The organism is Acinetobacter sp. FDAARGOS_724 (assembly GCF_013364475.1).
GTDB lineage: Bacteria > Pseudomonadota > Gammaproteobacteria > Pseudomonadales > Moraxellaceae > Acinetobacter > Acinetobacter variabilis.
In genome coordinates, this window is sequence record NZ_CP054908.1 from 789,157 (window position 1) to 807,875 (window position 18,719).

The window sequence follows — 18,719 nt, forward strand, 5'->3', positions numbered from 1 at the left end:
GCAGCTTTAATATGAGCAGCAAGAAAAAGAACAATCTAAATAATAAGAAAAATAAAAATTTGGGAATGATAGAAAGAGAAAACCCGCATTTAATCATCCTGATCATGCGGGTCTCGATCCAACGTCCAATGTCACATCCATGCAAAACAAACTAAATCTGATAGTTTGTTTTATTTTCTTCCTACGGCGTCCTGTCCTTATGTTGTCGTCCTGACATGTCCTTGTGCCGTAGCGCTATAATGCTATGTTATTACATTGAGATAAACCCAAAAAATACGTCATGTCATGTAAGAGATAAGCCTTAATTGAGTGAACAAATGTTCACTCAATCTTTAGGTCAGTTTTAGATTTTATAGTCAATAATTACGGGTGCATGGTCACTAAACCATTCATCTCTATAGACCCAGGCATTTACAGTACGGTCTTTCCAGTCCGGGGAACAGGCCTGATAGTCAATCCGCCAGCCCACGTTCTTGGCGCGTGCTTGTCCACGGTTTGACCACCAGGAGTATAATTCGGCTTCTTTGCGGACTTCACGGAAAGTATCCACGTAACCGAGTTCATCGTAGATATGATCTAGCCAGGCACGTTCGTGCGGTAAACAGCCCGAGGCTTTCTGGTTGCCCGACCAGTTTTTAATATCAATACGTTTATGCACAATATTATAGTCACCGCAGACAATCACCGATTTATTTTCATCGCGCCACTGTTTCAGGATTTTTGCATATTCTTCCAGAAAGTGATCTTTACGTGCCTGCGCTTCATCGCCCGAAGAACCTGAAGGTAAATACAGGGAACAGATATGCGCTGTTTTTTCCAGACCCAAGTCAAATTCTGCCGAGATAAAACGGCCTTGAGAATCAGCTAGTTCAAAACCCAGCCCATCGGTAATCGAAACAAAAGGCAGACGGCTGTAAATCGCTGTACCGGCATAACCTGGACGCTCGGCAGGGAACAGGTGAGTATACCAGCCTTCAGGCTTGAATTTGTCAGTCCACTGCGCATGGGTAATCCGGCTTTCCTGCATGCAGATCACATCGGCATCAGACTGTTCGATCCACTCTAGCAAGCCCTTGCTGACAGAGGAACGTAAACCGTTGACATTAATTGAAACGACACGAAGAATTTTTTGATCACCTGGATAGCTACTCTTTGGTATCATGCGCAAGTCTTACCCTTAATTAATGGATTTAGGAGCACCTCATGTCAACGCCAGCTCATTTTAACCCGCAAGCTTTTATCGAACTCGCATTATCACGTGGTGTGCTTAAATTTGGTGAGTTTACTTTAAAATCAGGACGTGTGAGTCCTTATTTTTTTAATGCTGGCTTGCTCAATGACGGTGAAGCCTTGTCATTACTGGCTTCTGGCTATGCTGCAAAATTAACTGGATGTGACAATGTTGAAGTGATTTTTGGACCAGCATACAAAGGCATTCCTTTTGTAGCAGCTACAGCAGTGGCACTGTCTCAAAATCATGGCGTAAGCGTGCCGTGGGGCTTTAACCGTAAAGAAGCCAAAGATCACGGTGAAGGTGGTGTGCTGGTAGGTGCTTCAGTGGAAGGGAAAAAAGTCTGGATCATTGATGATGTGATCACAGCTGGTACTGCGATTCGTGAAGTGGTCACTATCCTGAAAAATGCTGGTGCACAAATTGCAGGTGTACTGGTTGCTCTTGACCGTCAGGAAAAAGGCCAAGGTGAATTATCCGCCATTCAGGAAGTGCAAAAAGAACTAGAAATCCCAGTACATGCACTGATTACCATGAAAGATTTAATGAATTACCTAGATGCAAAAGGCGATAATGATGCATTGGCGAAGATGGAAGCTTATCGTGTGAAATACGGAATCTAAGACCTGATTCACCAGATAAAAAGTAAAGTCTTAGTAATCTAAGGCTTTACTTTTTATGGGAAGAAAAATTCTGTTCAGGCGACTGTATTTGAAAGAAATAATAAGATAGAAATTTTGATCTAGATAAACTTTAAATTCGATAAGTTATATTAGACCTCTTGCGAAAGTATCGTTTTACCTAATTTTTGAATTGGCTAAAACCTTATAAAAATGTAGCTTTGGGCTGTTTAAATTTTGACTAACGCAAGAAGTCTAATATATAAATCTTGATCAAAATTTTTCTATCAAAAAGAACAATATTTTTAGGGTCTGTTGACATTTACTGTTCATAATTAAACCTATAAAGGTAGCCATAAAAATATACAGGCTAAGGCAACAGCACTTTGATAATTTCTTTTGAGCTTGTCATATCGGGTAGCTATTCCTCTAAATTGCTTTAATCTACAAAACATATTTTCAACTAAATGCCTGATTTTATATAAATACCAGTCCATATGATCATTGTTCGATTGGCTATTTATTTTCTTTGGTATATTCGCTTTTGTCCCTGTTTTTCTGATCTGTTCAGGCAGTGGTTCTGAATCATAGCCTTTATCTGCGCAGACCACTTTTTTCTCTTTTAAGTCTAATGTTGATATTAAATCAGGTGCAACTTTGACGTCATGTGTGGTTCCATTGGTAATCATGAAATCAACAGGATTGCCATTTGCATCAACAATCAAATGTATTTTTGAAGAGTTTCCTCCTACACTTTTAGAAATGGATTGATTCGCTATACCGGCAGAATGTTGATGAGCACGTACGTGAGAGCCATCAATAAAAATCCACTACATATCGGGGCATGATGCTAATAATTTGAATAATCTAAGCAACTTACCACTGCTTGACCAACGATTAAAATGTTTGAAAATAGAGTTTGATTGACCGAAATAGGAAGGAATATCTCGCCACGGACAGCCTGTTCTAATTCTATAGAGAATAGCTTCAATAAAATTACGTAAGTTTGAGTTGTGATGAATAGATAAATTACGCAAAATAGTTTTCAACTTTTGCCAGTGTTGATCTGTCAGCATGGTACGAGGCATAGCGAATAGTAAAATTGGGTTTGGCGATTTGATTTTACTACTTCGCTATTTTTTAAGCTAAAAGTGTCAACACACCCTAAAAGAAACTCATTAAAGCATGAATTAAACCTCATAAAGCCTCTTTACAAATAAAATGAATAAGATAGTTATGATCATTGTTTACAAATTGTAATCCGTCTATATTAAAATAAACATTAAGTAATTAATTATAAGAATTTCATAATTTTAATTAATTTAAAATAAGAGTGTTAGGAATGGATTACTGGAACAGTGTTTTATTTGTATCGATTATAATGGTGGTAGGTTTAGCCATTATTGTCATGCTAGTGGGCTACAAGATGTGGAAAAACCTAGTGGTGACTTTACTAATCTCTACAACAATTGGTTTTCTGATTATATGTACTATTAACTTTATCTTTGGGGAAAATTTGCATTTGCCTTGGATTCCTGATCAGAGCTGGCATCATAAAATCACCTTGGAAATTGCCCTGATGAGTTTACTGATTGGTGGGGTCAGTACCTTTATTATTATGCTGGGAACCATGATTTCGAAAAATAATCGTTAAATTATAAAATTAGATGCATTTTCAAACAAGGTATTATTATTTTTTATTCAGGTTTTTAATCAATTTTATATCAAGATAAAATACTCAGGGTGAGTATATATACTGATTTGATTTAGAAGATATTAATCTTCGTGTATTTCACATTTTTTGCAGTCCAATAAGACGCCCAGTTTTTCTTTACGGCCTTGTTCGGTCATGACCCAAGGACGGTTTTGCCAAGGTGGATCATGCCGCACATGCTGACCATGACCACAGGTCAGTTCAGCGACCCAATGATTTTCTTCATCCAGATGAAAGCCGACAATTGCCTGCTGCATGATAAATGCTCTTGTTGATTAAAGTCTTTAAGCATTTATACAAAATTAGTCATGCAAAATCACCATAAACAAAAGAAACTGCACAGGCTATACTCCTTGCTAATGTATTTTTAAGAAAGAGCACACAGACATGCGCATACTTGTTGTGATGGATCCCATCGAAAATGTAAACCTGAAAAAAGATTCAACCATGGCCATGTTATGGGCAGCTGCACGCCGTGGACATGAACTCGGTTATGCATTACAGCAAGATTTATATATCGATCAAGGGAAGGCCTTTGGTCTGATCTCGCCTTTGCAGGTATTTGAAGACTATAACCATTACTACGAACTGGGTGAAAAGAAAAAAGAATCGATTGCGGCTTATGATGTGGTGCTGATGCGTAAAGATCCGCCATTCGACATGAACTTTGTCTATACCACTTATATTCTGGAACAGGCAGAACGTGAAGGAGCATGGATTATCAACAAACCGCAAAGCCTGCGTGACTGCAATGAAAAGCTGTTTGCTACTCAGTTCCCGCACCTGCAAGTTCCGACTTTGGTAACGTCGCAACAAAGCCTGATCCGTGAATTTTTAAAAGAACATGTTGATGTGATTGTAAAACCATTGGATGGTATGGGCGGCACCGGAATTTTCCGTATCTATCAGGATGGTATTAATATCGGCTCAACCATTGAAGTTCTGACCAACAATGGTAACCAGCCGATTATGGCACAGCGTTATATTCCTGAAATTGTAGAAGGGGATAAGCGTATTCTGATGATCAATGGCGAACCAGTACCATATTGTCTGGCCCGTATTCCGCAAAATGGTGAAGTGCGTGGCAATCTGGCAGCAGGTGGCTTAGGTCAAGCGCGTCCATTAACTGAGAATGATAGAGCCATTGCAGCGCAAGTGGGTCCTTATCTCAGAGAAAAAGGCTTGGTATTTGTTGGTCTGGATGTGATTGGTAATTATGTCACTGAGATTAACGTCACCAGTCCAACCTGTATCCGTGAAATTGATACCCAGTTTGGTACCTCCATTGCAGATGATCTGTTTGATGTACTGGAAGCCGGTCTGGATCAAGCCTAAGCTTTCAATAATAAAAAAGATCCTCATCCGAGGCTCTTTTTTATTGGGCATAACGCTTGAATAAAAACAAGGTCATTAAGATTCCTAATATGGAGAGGCTGGCGGTAACTGCCGCGATATAAGCCCAATTCTGTGTGGTCGAAACCAGTGCTGCGCTCAAAGGCGGCCCAAAAAATTGAGCACAGGCTGAAAGCTGTAAAACCAGACCCATACTGGCTGCTACGGCATTGGCGCGTGGGGCATGCTGCAAAGTAATAGCAAAAACAGTGGTCGGGATGATTCCACCAATGATAATCTGCCAGAATGAAGTATTTGATGGTGCTGGTTGAGTCGTCCTGTTGGGTGCACATGCTGCTGAATCTATTTGTAGATATCGTTTAATGATGCCTGCAATAATCAAGCATAGACTGCCGAGAATGGCCCAAATATTTTGCCAGTTCAGGTATTCGAGTAAAACAGGAATAATAAAAACAGCCAGACTGACACCCACGCCCATATAGGAACTCCAGAGTCCCATTTTAAAATTCAGTGTTTCAGGCTGGCTGATCCGTTTTACAATTGCAGCGCACACAAGGAAATAGTTAAAAATCCGATACTTTCGGTAAAGCGGAAGAAATATAAGGCTGTGGCATGCTGAATCCAGAGGCCAGCGATACTGCTCAGTCCTAAAATGATTAACGCCAGAATCAGGCAGCGCTTTAAACTCACTTTTTCCGAAAAAGCACCAATACAAAGGGCAAACAGCATCCCAGCCCCTTGCACTAAAGATAGAGAAAACCCGGTTTGTGTAAAACTTAAGCCTAAATCCTGTTGCAGAATGGGAATAACAGCAGACAGTTTACCGACATGCATGGCCGCCAGATAACCGGCTAAAATAATCCATAAGTCACGAATTGATATTTTTGACATCTATAATGCTTGAATCCATTTAAGGAATATGCAGATCAATTTGAAAAAATTTATTTAGATATAGGGATAACATAAAATTTTATTCAGATTTATATGATTTAGGCATAAGTTAATAGGATGAATTAAATGGAAAAACGGACAGTAAATAGTGAAAAATATATAGATTTAGGGGATAGCTAAAAAAAGATCAAATGAAAAATATTCAAAAATTATGCTGATATTTCACTTAAGTCTAAGGAAAAATGCAGACCTTATAATAAAACTAGTTTAAACTTCAAATTAGTATGAAAAAAACAATGAAACGCTTGTTGAAATAAGGTAAATAAACTTTCAAGGGCAAGCGTTTGTGATTACAATTGATGACTTAAATTAGACCTCCTGTTTCATTTTTAAAATTGAAGAATTAGACCGTGACCGACGCTCAGCAAAAACAGCCTAAACATGTCATGATGATGGCCGCAGGTACGGGTGGACATGTGTTTCCAGCGTTAGCCGTTGCAAAAGATTTACAACAACAAGGAATCGAAGTGTCCTGGTTGGCAACACCAGCAGGCATGGAAAACCGATTATTAAAAAACCATAATATTCCAATTTATCAAATCGATATTCAAGGTGTGCGTGGCAATGGTTTTGTGCGTAAAGCCTTGGCCCCCTTTAAAATTCTAAAAGCCACTCTTAGTGCCATGAAGCATATGAAACAGCTCAAAGTCGAAGCTGTTGCAGGCTTTGGCGGTTATGTGGCAGGACCGGGTGGTCTGGCAGCGCGGATCTTGGGTATTCCTGTGATTATTCACGAGCAGAATGCAGTCGCGGGTTTTACCAATACCCAGTTGTCACGGGTCGCTAAAATAGTATGTCAGGCTTTTCCTGATACTTTTCCGGCACAAAATAAAGTGGTGACCACTGGGAATCCGGTACGTAAAGAAATTACAGAAATTTTAAATCCGTCCTGGCGTTATCAGGAGCGGGAAAAAGCTGGCCAGCCGTTACGAATTCTGATTGTTGGTGGTTCACTTGGGGCACAAGCCTTAAATGAACGTGTGCCGGAAGCCTTGAAACAGTTGAATGTGCCGTTAAATGTTTATCACCAGTGTGGTCAAAATCATGCTGAAGCAACGCGCGCACGTTATGCAGACAAACCAGCCTCCTTGCAGGTTGAAGTTCAGCCTTTTATTGAAGATATGGCTCAAGCTTATAGCGATGCCGATCTGGTCATTTGCCGTGCCGGTGCACTAACGGTTACTGAAATTGCAACTGCTGGCGTAGCTGCAATTTTTGTACCGCTACCAAGTGCGGTTGATGACCATCAGACTGCGAATGCCAAATTCCTGGCCAATCAGCAGGCAGCCAAAATCTGCCCACAGCCCACCTTGACGCCAGACAGTTTAAAAACCTTATTAGAGCCGATGCTTGACCGTCAGGTATTGATGGAAATGGCGGTAAAAGCACGCCGTCAGGCTCAACCCGATGCGACCCAGCATGTGGTCCGTTTAATTCAAGAATTGTAATCCGAGTAAATTATGTCTCCAGTAACCCCAGCAGACCAAGCAAAGAAATTAATTAAAGTCCCGGAAATGCGCCGGATCAAGCATATCCATTTTGTAGGGATTGGTGGTGCAGGGATGTGTGGGATTGCAGAAGTACTGAAAAACCAGGGGTATAAAGTTTCTGGTTCAGACATCAAAGCCTCTAAAACTACGGCTCAATTAGAAGAAAATGGTATCAAGGTCTATATCGGCCATGCAGCCAGCAACATCAAAGGTGCCAATGTCATCGTGGTATCTACCGCGATTGATAAGGAAAACCCGGAAATCAAGGCAGCCCTTGAAACCCGTACACCGGTAGTCCGCCGTGCAGAAATGCTGGGTGAGCTGATGCGCTACCGTCACGGAATCGCGGTTGCAGGCACTCACGGTAAAACCACAACCACCAGTCTGATCACTTGTATGTTAGCAGAAGAAAATCTGGATCCAACTTATGTGATCGGCGGCTTGCTGAACCGTACTGGTGTGAATGCCGCTTTGGGTGCGAGCCGTTATATCGTGGCAGAAGCCGATGAGTCAGATGCATCATTCCTGTATCTAGAACCAATGGCTGCCGTGGTAACCAATATTGATGCTGACCATATGGATACTTATGGGGGTAGCTTCGATGTCTTGAAAGACACCTTTATCCAGTTCCTGCAAAAACTGCCATTCTATGGTTTGGCGGTTGTGTGTGGTGATGATGCCAATATCCGTGAAATCATGCCGCGTATTGGTCGTCCATTACTGACTTATGGTTTTAATGAAGACAATGACATTCGTGCTGTCGATGTTGTACAAGAAGGTATGCGCAGCCACTTTACCGTATTACGTAAAGATCGTGAGCCGCTACGTGTTACTGTAAATCAACCGGGTCTGCACAATGTACTCAATGCCTTGGCTGCAATTGGTATTGCGACAGATGAAGGCGTATCCGATGCAGCTATTTGCCGCGCACTGGAAGGCTTTAGTGGTGTAGGTCGTCGTTTCCAGGTACAAGGCCAATTCGAGCTTGAAGGCGGTGATGTGAAACTGGTCGATGACTATGGTCACCATCCAAAAGAAGTAGAAGCCACTATTAAAGCCGCTCGTGCCAGCCATCCAGATCGCCGTCTGGTGATGATGTTCCAGCCGCACCGTTTTAGCCGTACCCGTGACTGTTTTGATGACTTCGTAGAAGTGCTTTCACAAGTCGATCAACTGCTCTTACTTGAAGTGTATCCGGCAGGGGAAAAGCCAATTGTAGGTGCAGATAGCCGTGCATTGGCTCGTAGTATTCGTTTACGTGGGGAAGTTGAACCAATTCTGATTGATCCGGTCGAGGGGAACCTGAGCCAGGTGATGAAAAAGGTATTGCAAGCAAATGACTTGTTATTAACCCAAGGCGCAGGTAATGTTGGAGCAATCTCAATCGAACTTGCTCAAAATCATTTATATGTAAAGTAAAATAGTCATGTTATGACTAATTGAACAGATTCAAAAAGTTTAAGGATATAAACGTGTCAAATGCTTCAAAATTCGGAAAAGTTGCCGTATTGCTGGGTGGTAAATCTGCAGAGCGTGAGGTTTCGCTAGATAGTGGAACCGCCGTACTTGAGGCATTAGTGCGTTCTGGGATCAATGCAGAAGCGTTTGATCCACAAGAGCGTAGTGTTACCGAGCTGGTAAATTATGATCGTGCGTTTGTGGTATTGCATGGCCGTGGCGGTGAAGACGGCCAGATTCAGGGCGCGCTGGAATGGTTGAATATTCCATATACCGGTACAGGCGTACAGGGTTCTGCCATTGGTATGGATAAAGTCAAAACCAAACAGGTTTGGCAGGGTTCAGAATTACCTACTGCGCCATACCGGATCGTGACCAAAAACTCGAATGCTCAAGAAATTGTATCTGCTCTAGATTTGCCGCTGATCATTAAGCCTGTACACGAAGGCTCAAGTATTGGCATGAGTAAAGTTGAAAAAGTAGAAGACTTTGCCGATGCGATTGCCAAAGCGACTGAACATGATGCCGTGGTTATGGCAGAGAAATGGATCACAGGCCGTGAATTTACCATTGTGATTCTGAATGGTCAGGCTTTACCTGTCATTCGTCTGCAACCGCCAGAAGATGTGGCTTTCTATGACTATGAAGCTAAATATCAGCGTAATGATGTGGAATATGGCATTCCATGTGGCTTGAGCGAATCTGAAGAGAAAGAATTGCAAGCCTTGGCCCTACGTGCTTTCCAGGCAGTGGGTGCAAGTGGTTGGGGCCGTATTGATGCAATGCAGGATGAGCAGGGCAAGTTCTGGTTACTGGAAGTGAATACAGTTCCGGGTATGACCAGTCACTCTCTGGTACCAAAAGCGGCTGCAGCAATTGGCTATAGTTTTGATACGCTCTGTGTAGCGATTCTGGAACAAACATTAAACGGTGCGGCATACTAAGTTATGGCTCAACTCCCAGCAACCATGCGCCGTAAACGTGCTGCGATTACCTCAATTCACGACAAGCCGCCGACACGCAAAGAGAAACTGACCAACCTGGGTGGTTGGGCCTTGTTGTGTGTCGCGCTGGTGGTGCTGGCTTTTGGGATTTTTGGCCTGTACAAGGTGATGACTGATGCTCAGGTAGCAGAGCTGAAAGTGGCAGGAACGCGTTCAGCAGCTGAAGAGCGTCAGGTCATGCAGTACGTATCACCGATTGTGACTGAAAACTATTTCACTTCGGACCTGGAATCGATTCGTGACCGCGCACTGGAATTGTCCTGGGTGGACCGTGTGGTGGTATCTCGTGCCTGGCCAGACAAGATTCATGTCCGGGTAATGCCGCATCATGCTATTGCCCGATGGGGTACAGGACGACTGCTGAGTGATAGTGGCATTATTTTCACTGAAGTCAGTTCTAAAGATTATTCAGCTTTACCGTTGCTGCATGGACCCTCTACTCATGCAAATACCATGATGCGACGTTATAATGAAATCAATCAGTTATTTTTACCACAAGGTATTCGTTTAAAAGAATTATATTTAACTGAACGAATGACGTGGTTTATGCAGTTTGATTCAGGTTTGCGTGTAATTGTCGATAAAGACCAGACCATGAGCAAATTGCAACGTTTGAGTCATCTGTCCTATAGCGAACTAAAACCGGTATGGTCAAAAATTTCAGCGATTGACCTGCGTTATCGTAATGGATTGGCGATTCAATGGAAAAATTCAATTCCGCCTAAAATTGTAAATGGTCAATTTATTGTAACCATTAATGACACGGGCGTTGAGAATAATGTGACAGTAAAGCCATAATGACCGGCTTTAAAAACTAGAGGCCTTATAAAGCCATAAATCTAACAAACACGTAATGGTAGTAGTTAATAATGAGTGAAGCTGTTCCCTCGGTTGTGGCGATTGACATTGGGACACACAAAGTTTCAGTTTTGATTGGTAAGGTACACGCGCCAGACAATATCCAAGTGATTGGGATGGCGACCGCTCGTAACCGAGGCATGAATAAAGGAAAAATTGTCAGTCTCGATAAAGTCATTACCGCCATTAAAAACGCCGTACAAGAAGCGGAAGATATGGCTGAATGTCGTGTGCATTCTGCGTGGATTTCGATCCCAAGTGCTGAATTAAAAAGCTTTTATGCCTCGGGTAGTACCACCATTGATAATAGTGAACATTCAATTACGACCAGTGAAGTGGTGCGGGCACTTGAGCTGGCCAAGGCCAGTCATGTCACCTCAGATCACTATCTGGTCAGTGCGGTACCTTTAGGCTTCGAGCTGGATGATGCACCGGAATGGGTACTCAACCCGATCCGTATGTCGGCACATAGCATGACCGGGCATTATCATTTGATGATGTTACCGATCAGCACCATGCAGAATATTGACCGCGCTTTAAAAGGGGCCAATATCGGTGTGGAGAAAATGGTGGTGTCCTGTCTGGCTACCGCTGAAGCCAGCCTGCTCAAAGATGAAAAAGAATATGGCGTGTGTCTGGTGGATATCGGTGCGGGAACCACCAATGTCGCTGTTTATCTGGATGGCCGTCTGGCGCTAACCCATACCATCCAGCGTGGTGGTGAACATGTCACCCGTGATATTGCAGCGGTTTTACAGACGACCACAGAAGAAGCAGAACGTCTGAAATTGCTCTATGGCTGTGTTGATCTGAAAGTGGTTAAACCAGAGCATATGATTCAGTTCCAGGGCATTGATGGACCACAAACTATCAGCCGGATTGAACTGACTGAAATTATCATGGCACGTTATGAAGAAATCATGGGTCTGGTGCGTGATGAACTGGTGAACCATGGCGCAATGCAAGGCCTTTATCATGGTGTGGTGCTGACTGGTGATGCCAGTCAGATTGAAGGTATGGTCAGCTTTGTACGTCGTACCTTGGGTGTGTCCGCGCATCTGGGCAATCCGCCGGTACAGGTCTATGCGGATGAACAGCACCAAGCAGCTTTACGTCGTTCCCAGTACGCAACAGTGGCTGGTTTGCTGATGTTTAGCCAGAGTGATACCCAGGAAACCCTCGTTGAAACTGAAGACGGGGATAAGTTATCAGTTACACAGCGCATTAAACGGGCATGGTCAGGTTTTAACGAAACGTTAAAAGCGATCTTTTAAGCGATTTTTATTGTGAATATTGTTGGGAAGTTGTAGTTAATTGGGCTTGTACTTGACAAGTGCCTGCTTGAGCAGCATTCTTAAAAACAATTTTTATCAAGATTAAGGCAGTATACGGGCTTAGTGACTGCCAATTATGAATTAGGAATTTTATAGGTCATGGCCTCATTTGAATTTTTCGAAGAAGATCATAGCGATAGCAATGGTCAAGCCCGTTTCACTGTATTTGGTGTAGGTGGTGCGGGTGGTAATGCTGTACAGCATATGTTGCAGTCCGATATCCAGGGCGTAAAGTTCGTCTGTGCCAATACAGACAAACAGGCACTGGATCGCATGGAAGCCGAATTTAAAATTCAGCTGGGTGAGCAAAGTACACGTGGTCTGGGTGCTGGAGCAAATCCACAGGTCGGTCAAGCGGCAGCAGAAGAAAGCCGTGAACTGATCCGCCAGCAGCTTGAAGGTACCGATATGGTATTCGTTACTGCCGGTATGGGTGGCGGTACAGGTACCGGTGCTGCGCCAGTCGTTGCTGAAATTGCCAAAGAAATGGGCATCCTGACTGTTGGTGTCGTGACTACGCCATTCAACTTTGAAGGTAAACGCCGTTTGCAATCTGCCGAGAAGGGGATTGAAGCGCTAGAACAGCACGTAGATTCTCTGATCATCATTCCAAACCAGCGTCTATTGAAAGTCTTTCGTGATATTTCAATGAAGGATGCGTATAAAAAAGCGGATGATGTACTGTTGAATGCAGTACGTAGTATCTTTGATCTGGTGGTACGTCCTGGTCACATTAACCTTGACTTCGCCGATCTGAAAACTGCAATGAGTACGCGTGGTTATGCCATGATGGGTGTAGGCTTGGGGCGTGGTGAAAACCGTGCACGTCAGGCAGCAGAGCAGGCGATTCGCAGCCCATTATTGGATAATGTCACCATCATGAATGCTAAAGGTATTCTGATTAACGTGACTGGCGGTGATGACGTAACCTTCGGTGAAATTGAAGAAATTACTGATGTTGTAAACCAGATCGTGGATCTGGACGAAGGTCAGGTCTTCTACGGTACAGTATTTGATCCGGATGCTCGTGATGAAATTAGTGTAACGGTGATTGCGACTGGTTTGACTCGCCATGCTGCAGATTCGGTTGAGCCAACTAAACGCGCGAATGTACAGGCAGCACGTCCATCATCTCCGGCAGTAGTTGAAGATGATGATGTACCGGCAATTCAGCGTCAGCAAAATGAAGCAGGTGCAGCAGCTAATCCTGCAGCTTCAGTTTCTAGCCCACGCCCAACACCAATGAGCATCCAAGATTACCTTAAAAATCAACAGCGTAAGTAATATGTAACAGCATGTGTTTACTATGATTGCACAGAAAAGGTGGCTTTAGAGCCACCTTTTGTTTTTTATCAATGGCCAAATATGCTAACGTATAGCGGTTTTATTGGTGAACAGATGATAAAAAGCATGTTGAAACAACGTACCCTGCAACGTATCGTGAAAGCGAGCGGAATCGGTCTTCATAGTGGGCAGAAGGTTATGATTAACTTTGTGCCACACCACGCCGATGGGGGCATTGTGTTTCGTCGTATTGATCTGGCGCCACCTGTCGATATTCCTGCGGATGCCCTATTGATCCAGGAAGCCTTCATGTGTTCAAATCTGGTTCAGTCAAATGCCAAAGTCGGTACGATCGAGCATGTGATGAGCGCCATTGCGGGATTAGGTATTGATAACCTGATTATTGAAGTGTCAGCTTCAGAAGTTCCCATTATGGATGGCAGTGCCGGACCTTTCATTTATCTGCTCATGCAGGGCGGCTTGCAAGAACTAGATGCACCAAAGAAATTTATTAAAATTATTAAACCTGTTGAAGCCCTGATCGATGATAAACGGGCAATTTTTAGCCCACATGACGGCTTTCAGCTAAATTTCACTATTGATTTTGATCATCCTGCCTTCAAAAAAGAGCATCAGTCTGCCAGCATCGATTTTTCTACAGAAACCTTTGTTTATGAAGTCAGTGAAGCGCGTACATTTGGCTTTATGAAAGACCTTGACTACTTGAAAGCCAATAATCTGGCTTTGGGTGCAAGCTTGGAAAATGCGATCGGTGTAGATGAAACCGGCGTGGTCAATGAAGAAGGTTTGCGTTTCTCGGATGAGTTTGTACGTCACAAGATTCTGGATGCAGTAGGTGATTTATACCTGCTAGGCCACCAGATTATTGCCAAATTTGATGGCTACAAATCAGGGCATGCTTTGAATAACCAACTATTGCGTAACGTGAAAAGTGACCCAAGCAGCTATGAAATTGTAACATTTGATGACGTAACTCAATGTCCAATTAGTTATGTAACTGTGACATAAGTCCTTGTCTTTGTGTCTTTGTGTTATAACTTAGCCGCATCTAATGTGATACCTGTCACATAAAAACAACATTGGAATTTATTACATCTCATTGCAATGTTACTTTTTATTGCTTGCCAAACGTAGTAAAGCTTGGCTAAGCTTAGGGTCGCTTATAAAGTCAGCAGCACCGCGGAGTAATTCCTGTGTTTCTGGACTCAAGGCTCTTTCAGATTTTTCTGGAACCGGTTGAACAGGGGATGGATTCCTTAAGCAAACTTGGATTTTAGTGAGATCTTTTAATTCGTTTATTTGAGAGAGTTGTGAGATGTATTGCTTTTGAAGATAGGCCAATTGAGAAATCATGGCTTGGTTTTCACCGGTAATCGTTAACACACCATTTTGATAGCAGGCAACTTGCCATTGTTCGGGTTGAGGCAATAGCGGTTGTACGAGTTTCGTAAGCTTCTGCCATGCAGAAACTTGTGATGAGAGAAACGAAAAGTTTCCTGTTTTTATCTGTTTTCTTGTTTTTTGAAAAACGTTGACAGGTTCCGACATACATAATTCCTACATGTTTATGTCTTAATCTTATGCGCTTCTTAAAGTGGATATCAAGGAAGAGATCTTCAAGAAACTCGATTAGCAGTTTAGAGAGGTTTTTTATGCATATGCCTATGCGACGTATCCTATTGGCATTTTCTATTTCGGTTTCAGCTGCTTCAGTAGCTTTTGCAGATTTAGTGGATCTGAATCAACAAGATGCTACACCTGACCGTCTTGAGCAGTTAACACGTACTTTATCGCAGGGTTCTTATACCCATCCTGAAGATATTGATATTCCCGCACAAACCAAATTAAATGTTCAGCTATTTGAAAAACCGGTTGAACTGAATAATCAGACCATTGCCCAAAAATATGGCAATTCTTCATCCAGCAAAGTTGCATCTTCAAATAACCCTTATTCATGGCTAGTGGCTCATCCATTACCAGACATGAAACGTGTCAGCTCAAGTTTCGGTGGTCGTACCATGGGTGGCCGTGCTGAAAATCACTCAGGCCTGGATCTGGCTGCTGCAAGCGGTACACCGATCTACGCAACTGGTCTTGGTATCGTAACCAAATCGGGTTGGGGTACAGGTTATGGTCAGTATGTCGAAATTAACCATGGTAATGGATACCTTACTCGTTATGCCCATGCTTCACGCTTGATTGCACGTGTGGGAGATCAGGTGCAAGCCGGTGATCATATTGCGAATGTAGGTTGTACAGGTCGTTGTACAGGTCCTCATCTACACTATGAAGTAGTAAAAGACGGTCAACGTAAAAATCCTTCAACTTATTTAGCAATGTTACCTTAAACGTAGCTTTGCTCAAAATAACTGAAATACTTTAATGCGTCTGATACTTGATACTCATAAAATATCAATCAAACCGCTTTTAAGGCAATTAGGCTGAACATTTCTTCCAGGGAGTAGAGAAGGAGTTCGGTCTAATTGCTTTTAGATATTATATTATCACCGAGAATTATAACTGTCGTATAAAAAATCGCCATCATTGACTTCTTTTTGTTACTTTGTGTAATAAAGTGTCAATGGATATTTAGATAATAAATAGTACTCCAGAACCGCATTCAGCCAGAGCCATACCTGCATAAGCCGTAAATATGATACATATAAGTGATCAATTTGGCTTTCAGGAACTGTAGATTATGGCGTTTTATGGAGATACCGACGCTCAAGAAACCCAAGAATGGCAAGACGCTTTTGACTCCGTTTTGCAGCACATGGGAACCGAGCGCGCCGCCTTTTTACTTGAAAAACTTTATCAACGCGCAATTGCCAAACATGTTCCTATTCAGCGTTTAAATACTCCCTACTTAAACACTATTTCTGTAGAAGAACAACCTGCGATGCCGGGCGACCAGGATATGGAGCGCCGTATTCGCGCGCTGATACGCTGGAATGCTTTGGCAATGGTGCTTCGCGCAAATAAATCCGGTGATGACCTGGGTGGTCATTTGGCCAGCTTTGCTTCATCTGCCACTTTATATGATGTGGGTTTTAACCATTTCTTCCGTGCCAATAACGACAGCTTCGGTGGCGACCTGATTTACTATCAAGGTCACTGTGCACCGGGGATTTATGCCCGCTCATTTTTAGAAGGCCGCTTAACTGAAGAGCATCTCAATAATTTCCGTCGTGAAGTCGGCGGTAAAGGCCTGCCTTCTTATCCTCATCCTTACTTGATGGCAGACTATTGGCAGTTCCCGACGGTATCGATGGGTCTCGGTCCAATCATGTCGATCTATCAGGCTCATATTCAAAAGTACCTGATGAACCGTGGCCTGATTAAGGAAGAAGACCGTAAAGTCTGGGCGTACCTGGGCGATGGCGAAATGGATGAGCCGGAAAGCTTGGGTGCGATCTCACTGGCGGGTCGTGAGAAGCTGGACAACCTGATCTGGGTGGTGAACTGTAACTTGCAGCGTCTGGATGGTCCGGTACGTGGTAATGGCAAGATCATTCAGGAACTTGAGTCATTATTCCGTGGTGCTGGCTGGCGCGTGATTAAAGTTGTCTGGGGTCGTCACTGGGATCCGCTACTGGATAAAGACAAATCTGGTGCACTCAAAGCGATTATGGAAGAAGCAGTGGATGGTGATTACCAGCGCTATCAGGTGAAAGGTGGTGCCTACGCACGCGCACATTTCTTTGGTAAATATCCAGAAGCAGAAGCTTTGGTCAAAGACCTGAGCGATGAAGATATCGATAATCTGAACCGTGGTGGTCATGATCCATACAAAGTCTTTGCTGCCTATGCAGAAGCGACCAAGGCCAAAGGTCAGCCAACGGTGATTCTGGCGAAAACCGTAAAAGGTTATGGTCTGTCTGATGAAATTGAAGCGGTGAACAAGACGCACCAAATCAAGAAAATGCAGCTAGAATCATTGAAATACGTACGTAATCGTTTCAACTTGCCTTTTACTGATGAACAACTGGAAGAAATTCCATTCTACCGCCCAAGCGAAAACTCGCCTGAAATTAAATATATGAAGGCACGCCGTGAGGCACTGGGTGGTTATCTGCCAGCACGTCGCAAAGAAAGCGAATCTTTACCGATTCCTGAGCTCTCTGTTTTTGATGCTGTGCTTAAAGGTTCAAACGGTAAAGAACAGTCCACCACCATGGTCATGGTCCGCTTAATCTCTGCCTTATTAAAAGAGAAAGCAATCAAGGACCGTGTGGTCCCGATTGTTCCGGATGAAGCACGTACCTTTGGTCTGGAAGGGATGTTCCGTCAATTGGGGATCTATGCAGCGCATGGTCAACAATATACCCCTGAAGATCAGGAACAGTTGATGCATTACCGTGAAGCCAAAGACGGTCATATGTTACAGGAAGGGATTAACGAAGCCGGTGCAATGAGTGCATGGGCAGCCTTGGCGACCAGTTATTCAACCAATAACTTGCCAATGATCCCGATGTACATGTACTACTCAATGTTCGGCTTCCAGCGTATCGGCGATATTGCTTGGGCAGCAGGTGATGCACAGGCGCAAGGTTTCTTGCTAGGTGCAACCGCTGGCCGTACTACCTTAAATGGTGAGGGCTTGCAGCATCAGGATGGTCATTCGCATATTCTGGCCAACACCATTCCAAACTGTGTCTCTTATGACCCGTGCTTTGGCTATGAGCTTGGCGTAATCGTGCATGATGGTCTGCAACGTATGTATGTGAATCAGGAGCGTGTGTTCTATTACCTGACTCTGATGAACGAAAACTATGAACATCCACCAATGCCACAAGGTGCAGAAGAAGGCATCAAGCGTGGTATGTATCTGCTGGAAGAAGACGAAAAGGCGACGGTTCAGTTGATGGGTTCAGGCGTTATTCTGCGTGAAGTCATCAAGGCCGCAAAAATCCTGCGTGAGGAATATCAGATTCATGCCAATGTCTGGAGCGTGACCAGCTTTAACGAACTGGCTCGCGATGGTATGGCATGTGAAGAATATAACCGCCTGCATCCATTGGCTGAAGAAGCGAAAGAGCCATGGGTATCTCAGCAGTTACGTGACAAGGACGGTATTGTGGTATCGGCCACCGATCACATGCGCGCCTATAGTGAACAGATTCGTGCCTATCTTCCAGACAGTCGTCCGTTCGTAGCCTTGGGTACCGATGGTTATGGCCGTTCAGATACACGTGGCAATCTGCGTAGCTACTTTGGTGTCGATGCTGCGCATATTGTCGTGGCAACCCTGAAAAAACTGGCAGATGAAGGTGAAGTCGATGCACGTTTAGTGAAAGACGCGATCTCTAGCTTTGAGTTAGATACTGATCGTCCGGTGGCTTGGGCACCTCAGGCGACTCCTGAATTGCATCCAGTTGCTGACTACAAAGAGGAGAACTAA

The 18,719-nt window shown here is 43.5% G+C and carries 15 protein-coding genes and 2 pseudogenes; 12 read left to right on the forward strand and 5 right to left on the reverse strand.

Annotated elements, in window-relative coordinates:
• Positions 1-343: 343 nt before the first annotated feature.
• Positions 344-1,162 (reverse strand): exodeoxyribonuclease III, encoded by an 819-nt coding sequence (locus FOC32_RS05090; RefSeq protein ID WP_005232705.1) that lies wholly within the window; start codon positions 1,160-1,162, stop codon positions 344-346.
• Positions 1,163-1,203: 41 nt separating this feature from the next.
• Between FOC32_RS05090 and pyrE the strand changes: the two genes are divergently transcribed.
• Entirely contained in the window at positions 1,204-1,854 is a 651-nt protein-coding gene (gene pyrE / locus FOC32_RS05095) for an orotate phosphoribosyltransferase (RefSeq protein ID WP_005232704.1), read from the forward strand.
• Between the two features lie 338 nt (positions 1,855-2,192).
• Here pyrE and FOC32_RS05100 read toward each other — a convergent pair.
• A pseudogene (locus tag FOC32_RS05100) lies at positions 2,193-2,939 on the reverse strand (IS5 family transposase).
• Positions 2,940-3,193: 254 nt separating this feature from the next.
• Between FOC32_RS05100 and FOC32_RS05105 the strand changes: the two are divergent.
• Entirely contained in the window at positions 3,194-3,505 is a 312-nt protein-coding gene (locus tag FOC32_RS05105; protein ID WP_004781472.1) for a hypothetical protein, read from the forward strand.
• 122 nt (positions 3,506-3,627) lie between these two features.
• Here FOC32_RS05105 and FOC32_RS05110 read toward each other — a convergent pair whose 3' ends face one another.
• Positions 3,628-3,822, reverse strand: coding sequence for a DUF3565 domain-containing protein (locus FOC32_RS05110; protein WP_005232702.1), 195 nt, complete (start codon positions 3,820-3,822; stop codon positions 3,628-3,630).
• 130 nt (positions 3,823-3,952) lie between these two features.
• Here FOC32_RS05110 and gshB point away from each other — a divergent pair, with 130 nt between their 5' ends.
• Positions 3,953-4,900: a glutathione synthase gene (gene gshB, locus FOC32_RS05115; RefSeq protein ID WP_005232700.1), complete on the forward strand. Its 948-nt coding sequence runs from the start codon at positions 3,953-3,955 to the stop codon at positions 4,898-4,900.
• Between the two features lie 40 nt (positions 4,901-4,940).
• On the opposite strand, the pseudogene FOC32_RS05120 reads toward gshB, so the two are convergent.
• Positions 4,941-5,809 (reverse strand): annotated as a pseudogene (locus FOC32_RS05120) (MFS transporter).
• 410 nt (positions 5,810-6,219) lie between these two features.
• On the opposite strand from FOC32_RS05120, the gene murG reads away from it, so the two are divergent.
• The 7 genes from murG to lpxC all read left to right on the forward strand — a co-directional run bounded on the left by murG (position 6,220) and on the right by lpxC (position 14,326).
• On the forward strand, positions 6,220-7,317 hold the full coding sequence (murG, locus tag FOC32_RS05125; protein ID WP_005232694.1) for an undecaprenyldiphospho-muramoylpentapeptide beta-N-acetylglucosaminyltransferase: 1,098 nt from the start codon (positions 6,220-6,222) through the stop codon (positions 7,315-7,317).
• A gap of 12 nt (positions 7,318-7,329) precedes the next feature.
• Positions 7,330-8,778, forward strand: coding sequence for a UDP-N-acetylmuramate--L-alanine ligase (murC, locus tag FOC32_RS05130; RefSeq protein WP_005232692.1), 1,449 nt, complete (start codon positions 7,330-7,332; stop codon positions 8,776-8,778).
• A gap of 53 nt (positions 8,779-8,831) precedes the next feature.
• Entirely contained in the window at positions 8,832-9,761 is a 930-nt protein-coding gene (locus FOC32_RS05135) for a D-alanine--D-alanine ligase (RefSeq protein ID WP_005232690.1), read from the forward strand.
• A gap of 3 nt (positions 9,762-9,764) precedes the next feature.
• Positions 9,765-10,619: a cell division protein FtsQ/DivIB gene (locus tag FOC32_RS05140; RefSeq protein WP_005232689.1), complete on the forward strand. Its 855-nt coding sequence runs from the start codon at positions 9,765-9,767 to the stop codon at positions 10,617-10,619.
• Between the two features lie 71 nt (positions 10,620-10,690).
• A complete protein-coding gene (ftsA, locus tag FOC32_RS05145; protein ID WP_004781486.1) occupies positions 10,691-11,953 on the forward strand; it encodes a cell division protein FtsA in 1,263 nt (420 codons plus the stop codon).
• Between the two features lie 159 nt (positions 11,954-12,112).
• The gene (ftsZ, locus tag FOC32_RS05150) at positions 12,113-13,297 is read left to right on the forward strand and encodes a cell division protein FtsZ (RefSeq protein WP_005232687.1); all 1,185 of its coding nucleotides are present in this window, start codon (positions 12,113-12,115) and stop codon (positions 13,295-13,297) included.
• 126 nt (positions 13,298-13,423) lie between these two features.
• Positions 13,424-14,326 (forward strand): UDP-3-O-acyl-N-acetylglucosamine deacetylase, encoded by a 903-nt coding sequence (lpxC, locus tag FOC32_RS05155; protein WP_034580446.1) that lies wholly within the window; start codon positions 13,424-13,426, stop codon positions 14,324-14,326.
• 99 nt (positions 14,327-14,425) lie between these two features.
• Here the strand turns inward: lpxC and FOC32_RS05160 are convergent, their stop codons facing one another.
• Positions 14,426-14,866, reverse strand: coding sequence for a DciA family protein (locus FOC32_RS05160; RefSeq protein ID WP_004781492.1), 441 nt, complete (start codon positions 14,864-14,866; stop codon positions 14,426-14,428).
• A 110-nt stretch (positions 14,867-14,976) separates the two neighbouring features.
• Here FOC32_RS05160 and FOC32_RS05165 point away from each other — a divergent pair, with 110 nt between their 5' ends.
• Both FOC32_RS05165 and aceE read left to right on the forward strand, forming a co-directional pair.
• Complete coding sequence (locus FOC32_RS05165; RefSeq protein WP_175966573.1) at positions 14,977-15,666, forward strand: M23 family metallopeptidase; 690 nt, start codon at positions 14,977-14,979, stop codon at positions 15,664-15,666.
• Positions 15,667-16,016: 350 nt separating this feature from the next.
• Entirely contained in the window at positions 16,017-18,719 is a 2,703-nt protein-coding gene (gene aceE, locus FOC32_RS05170) for a pyruvate dehydrogenase (acetyl-transferring), homodimeric type (protein WP_005232683.1), read from the forward strand.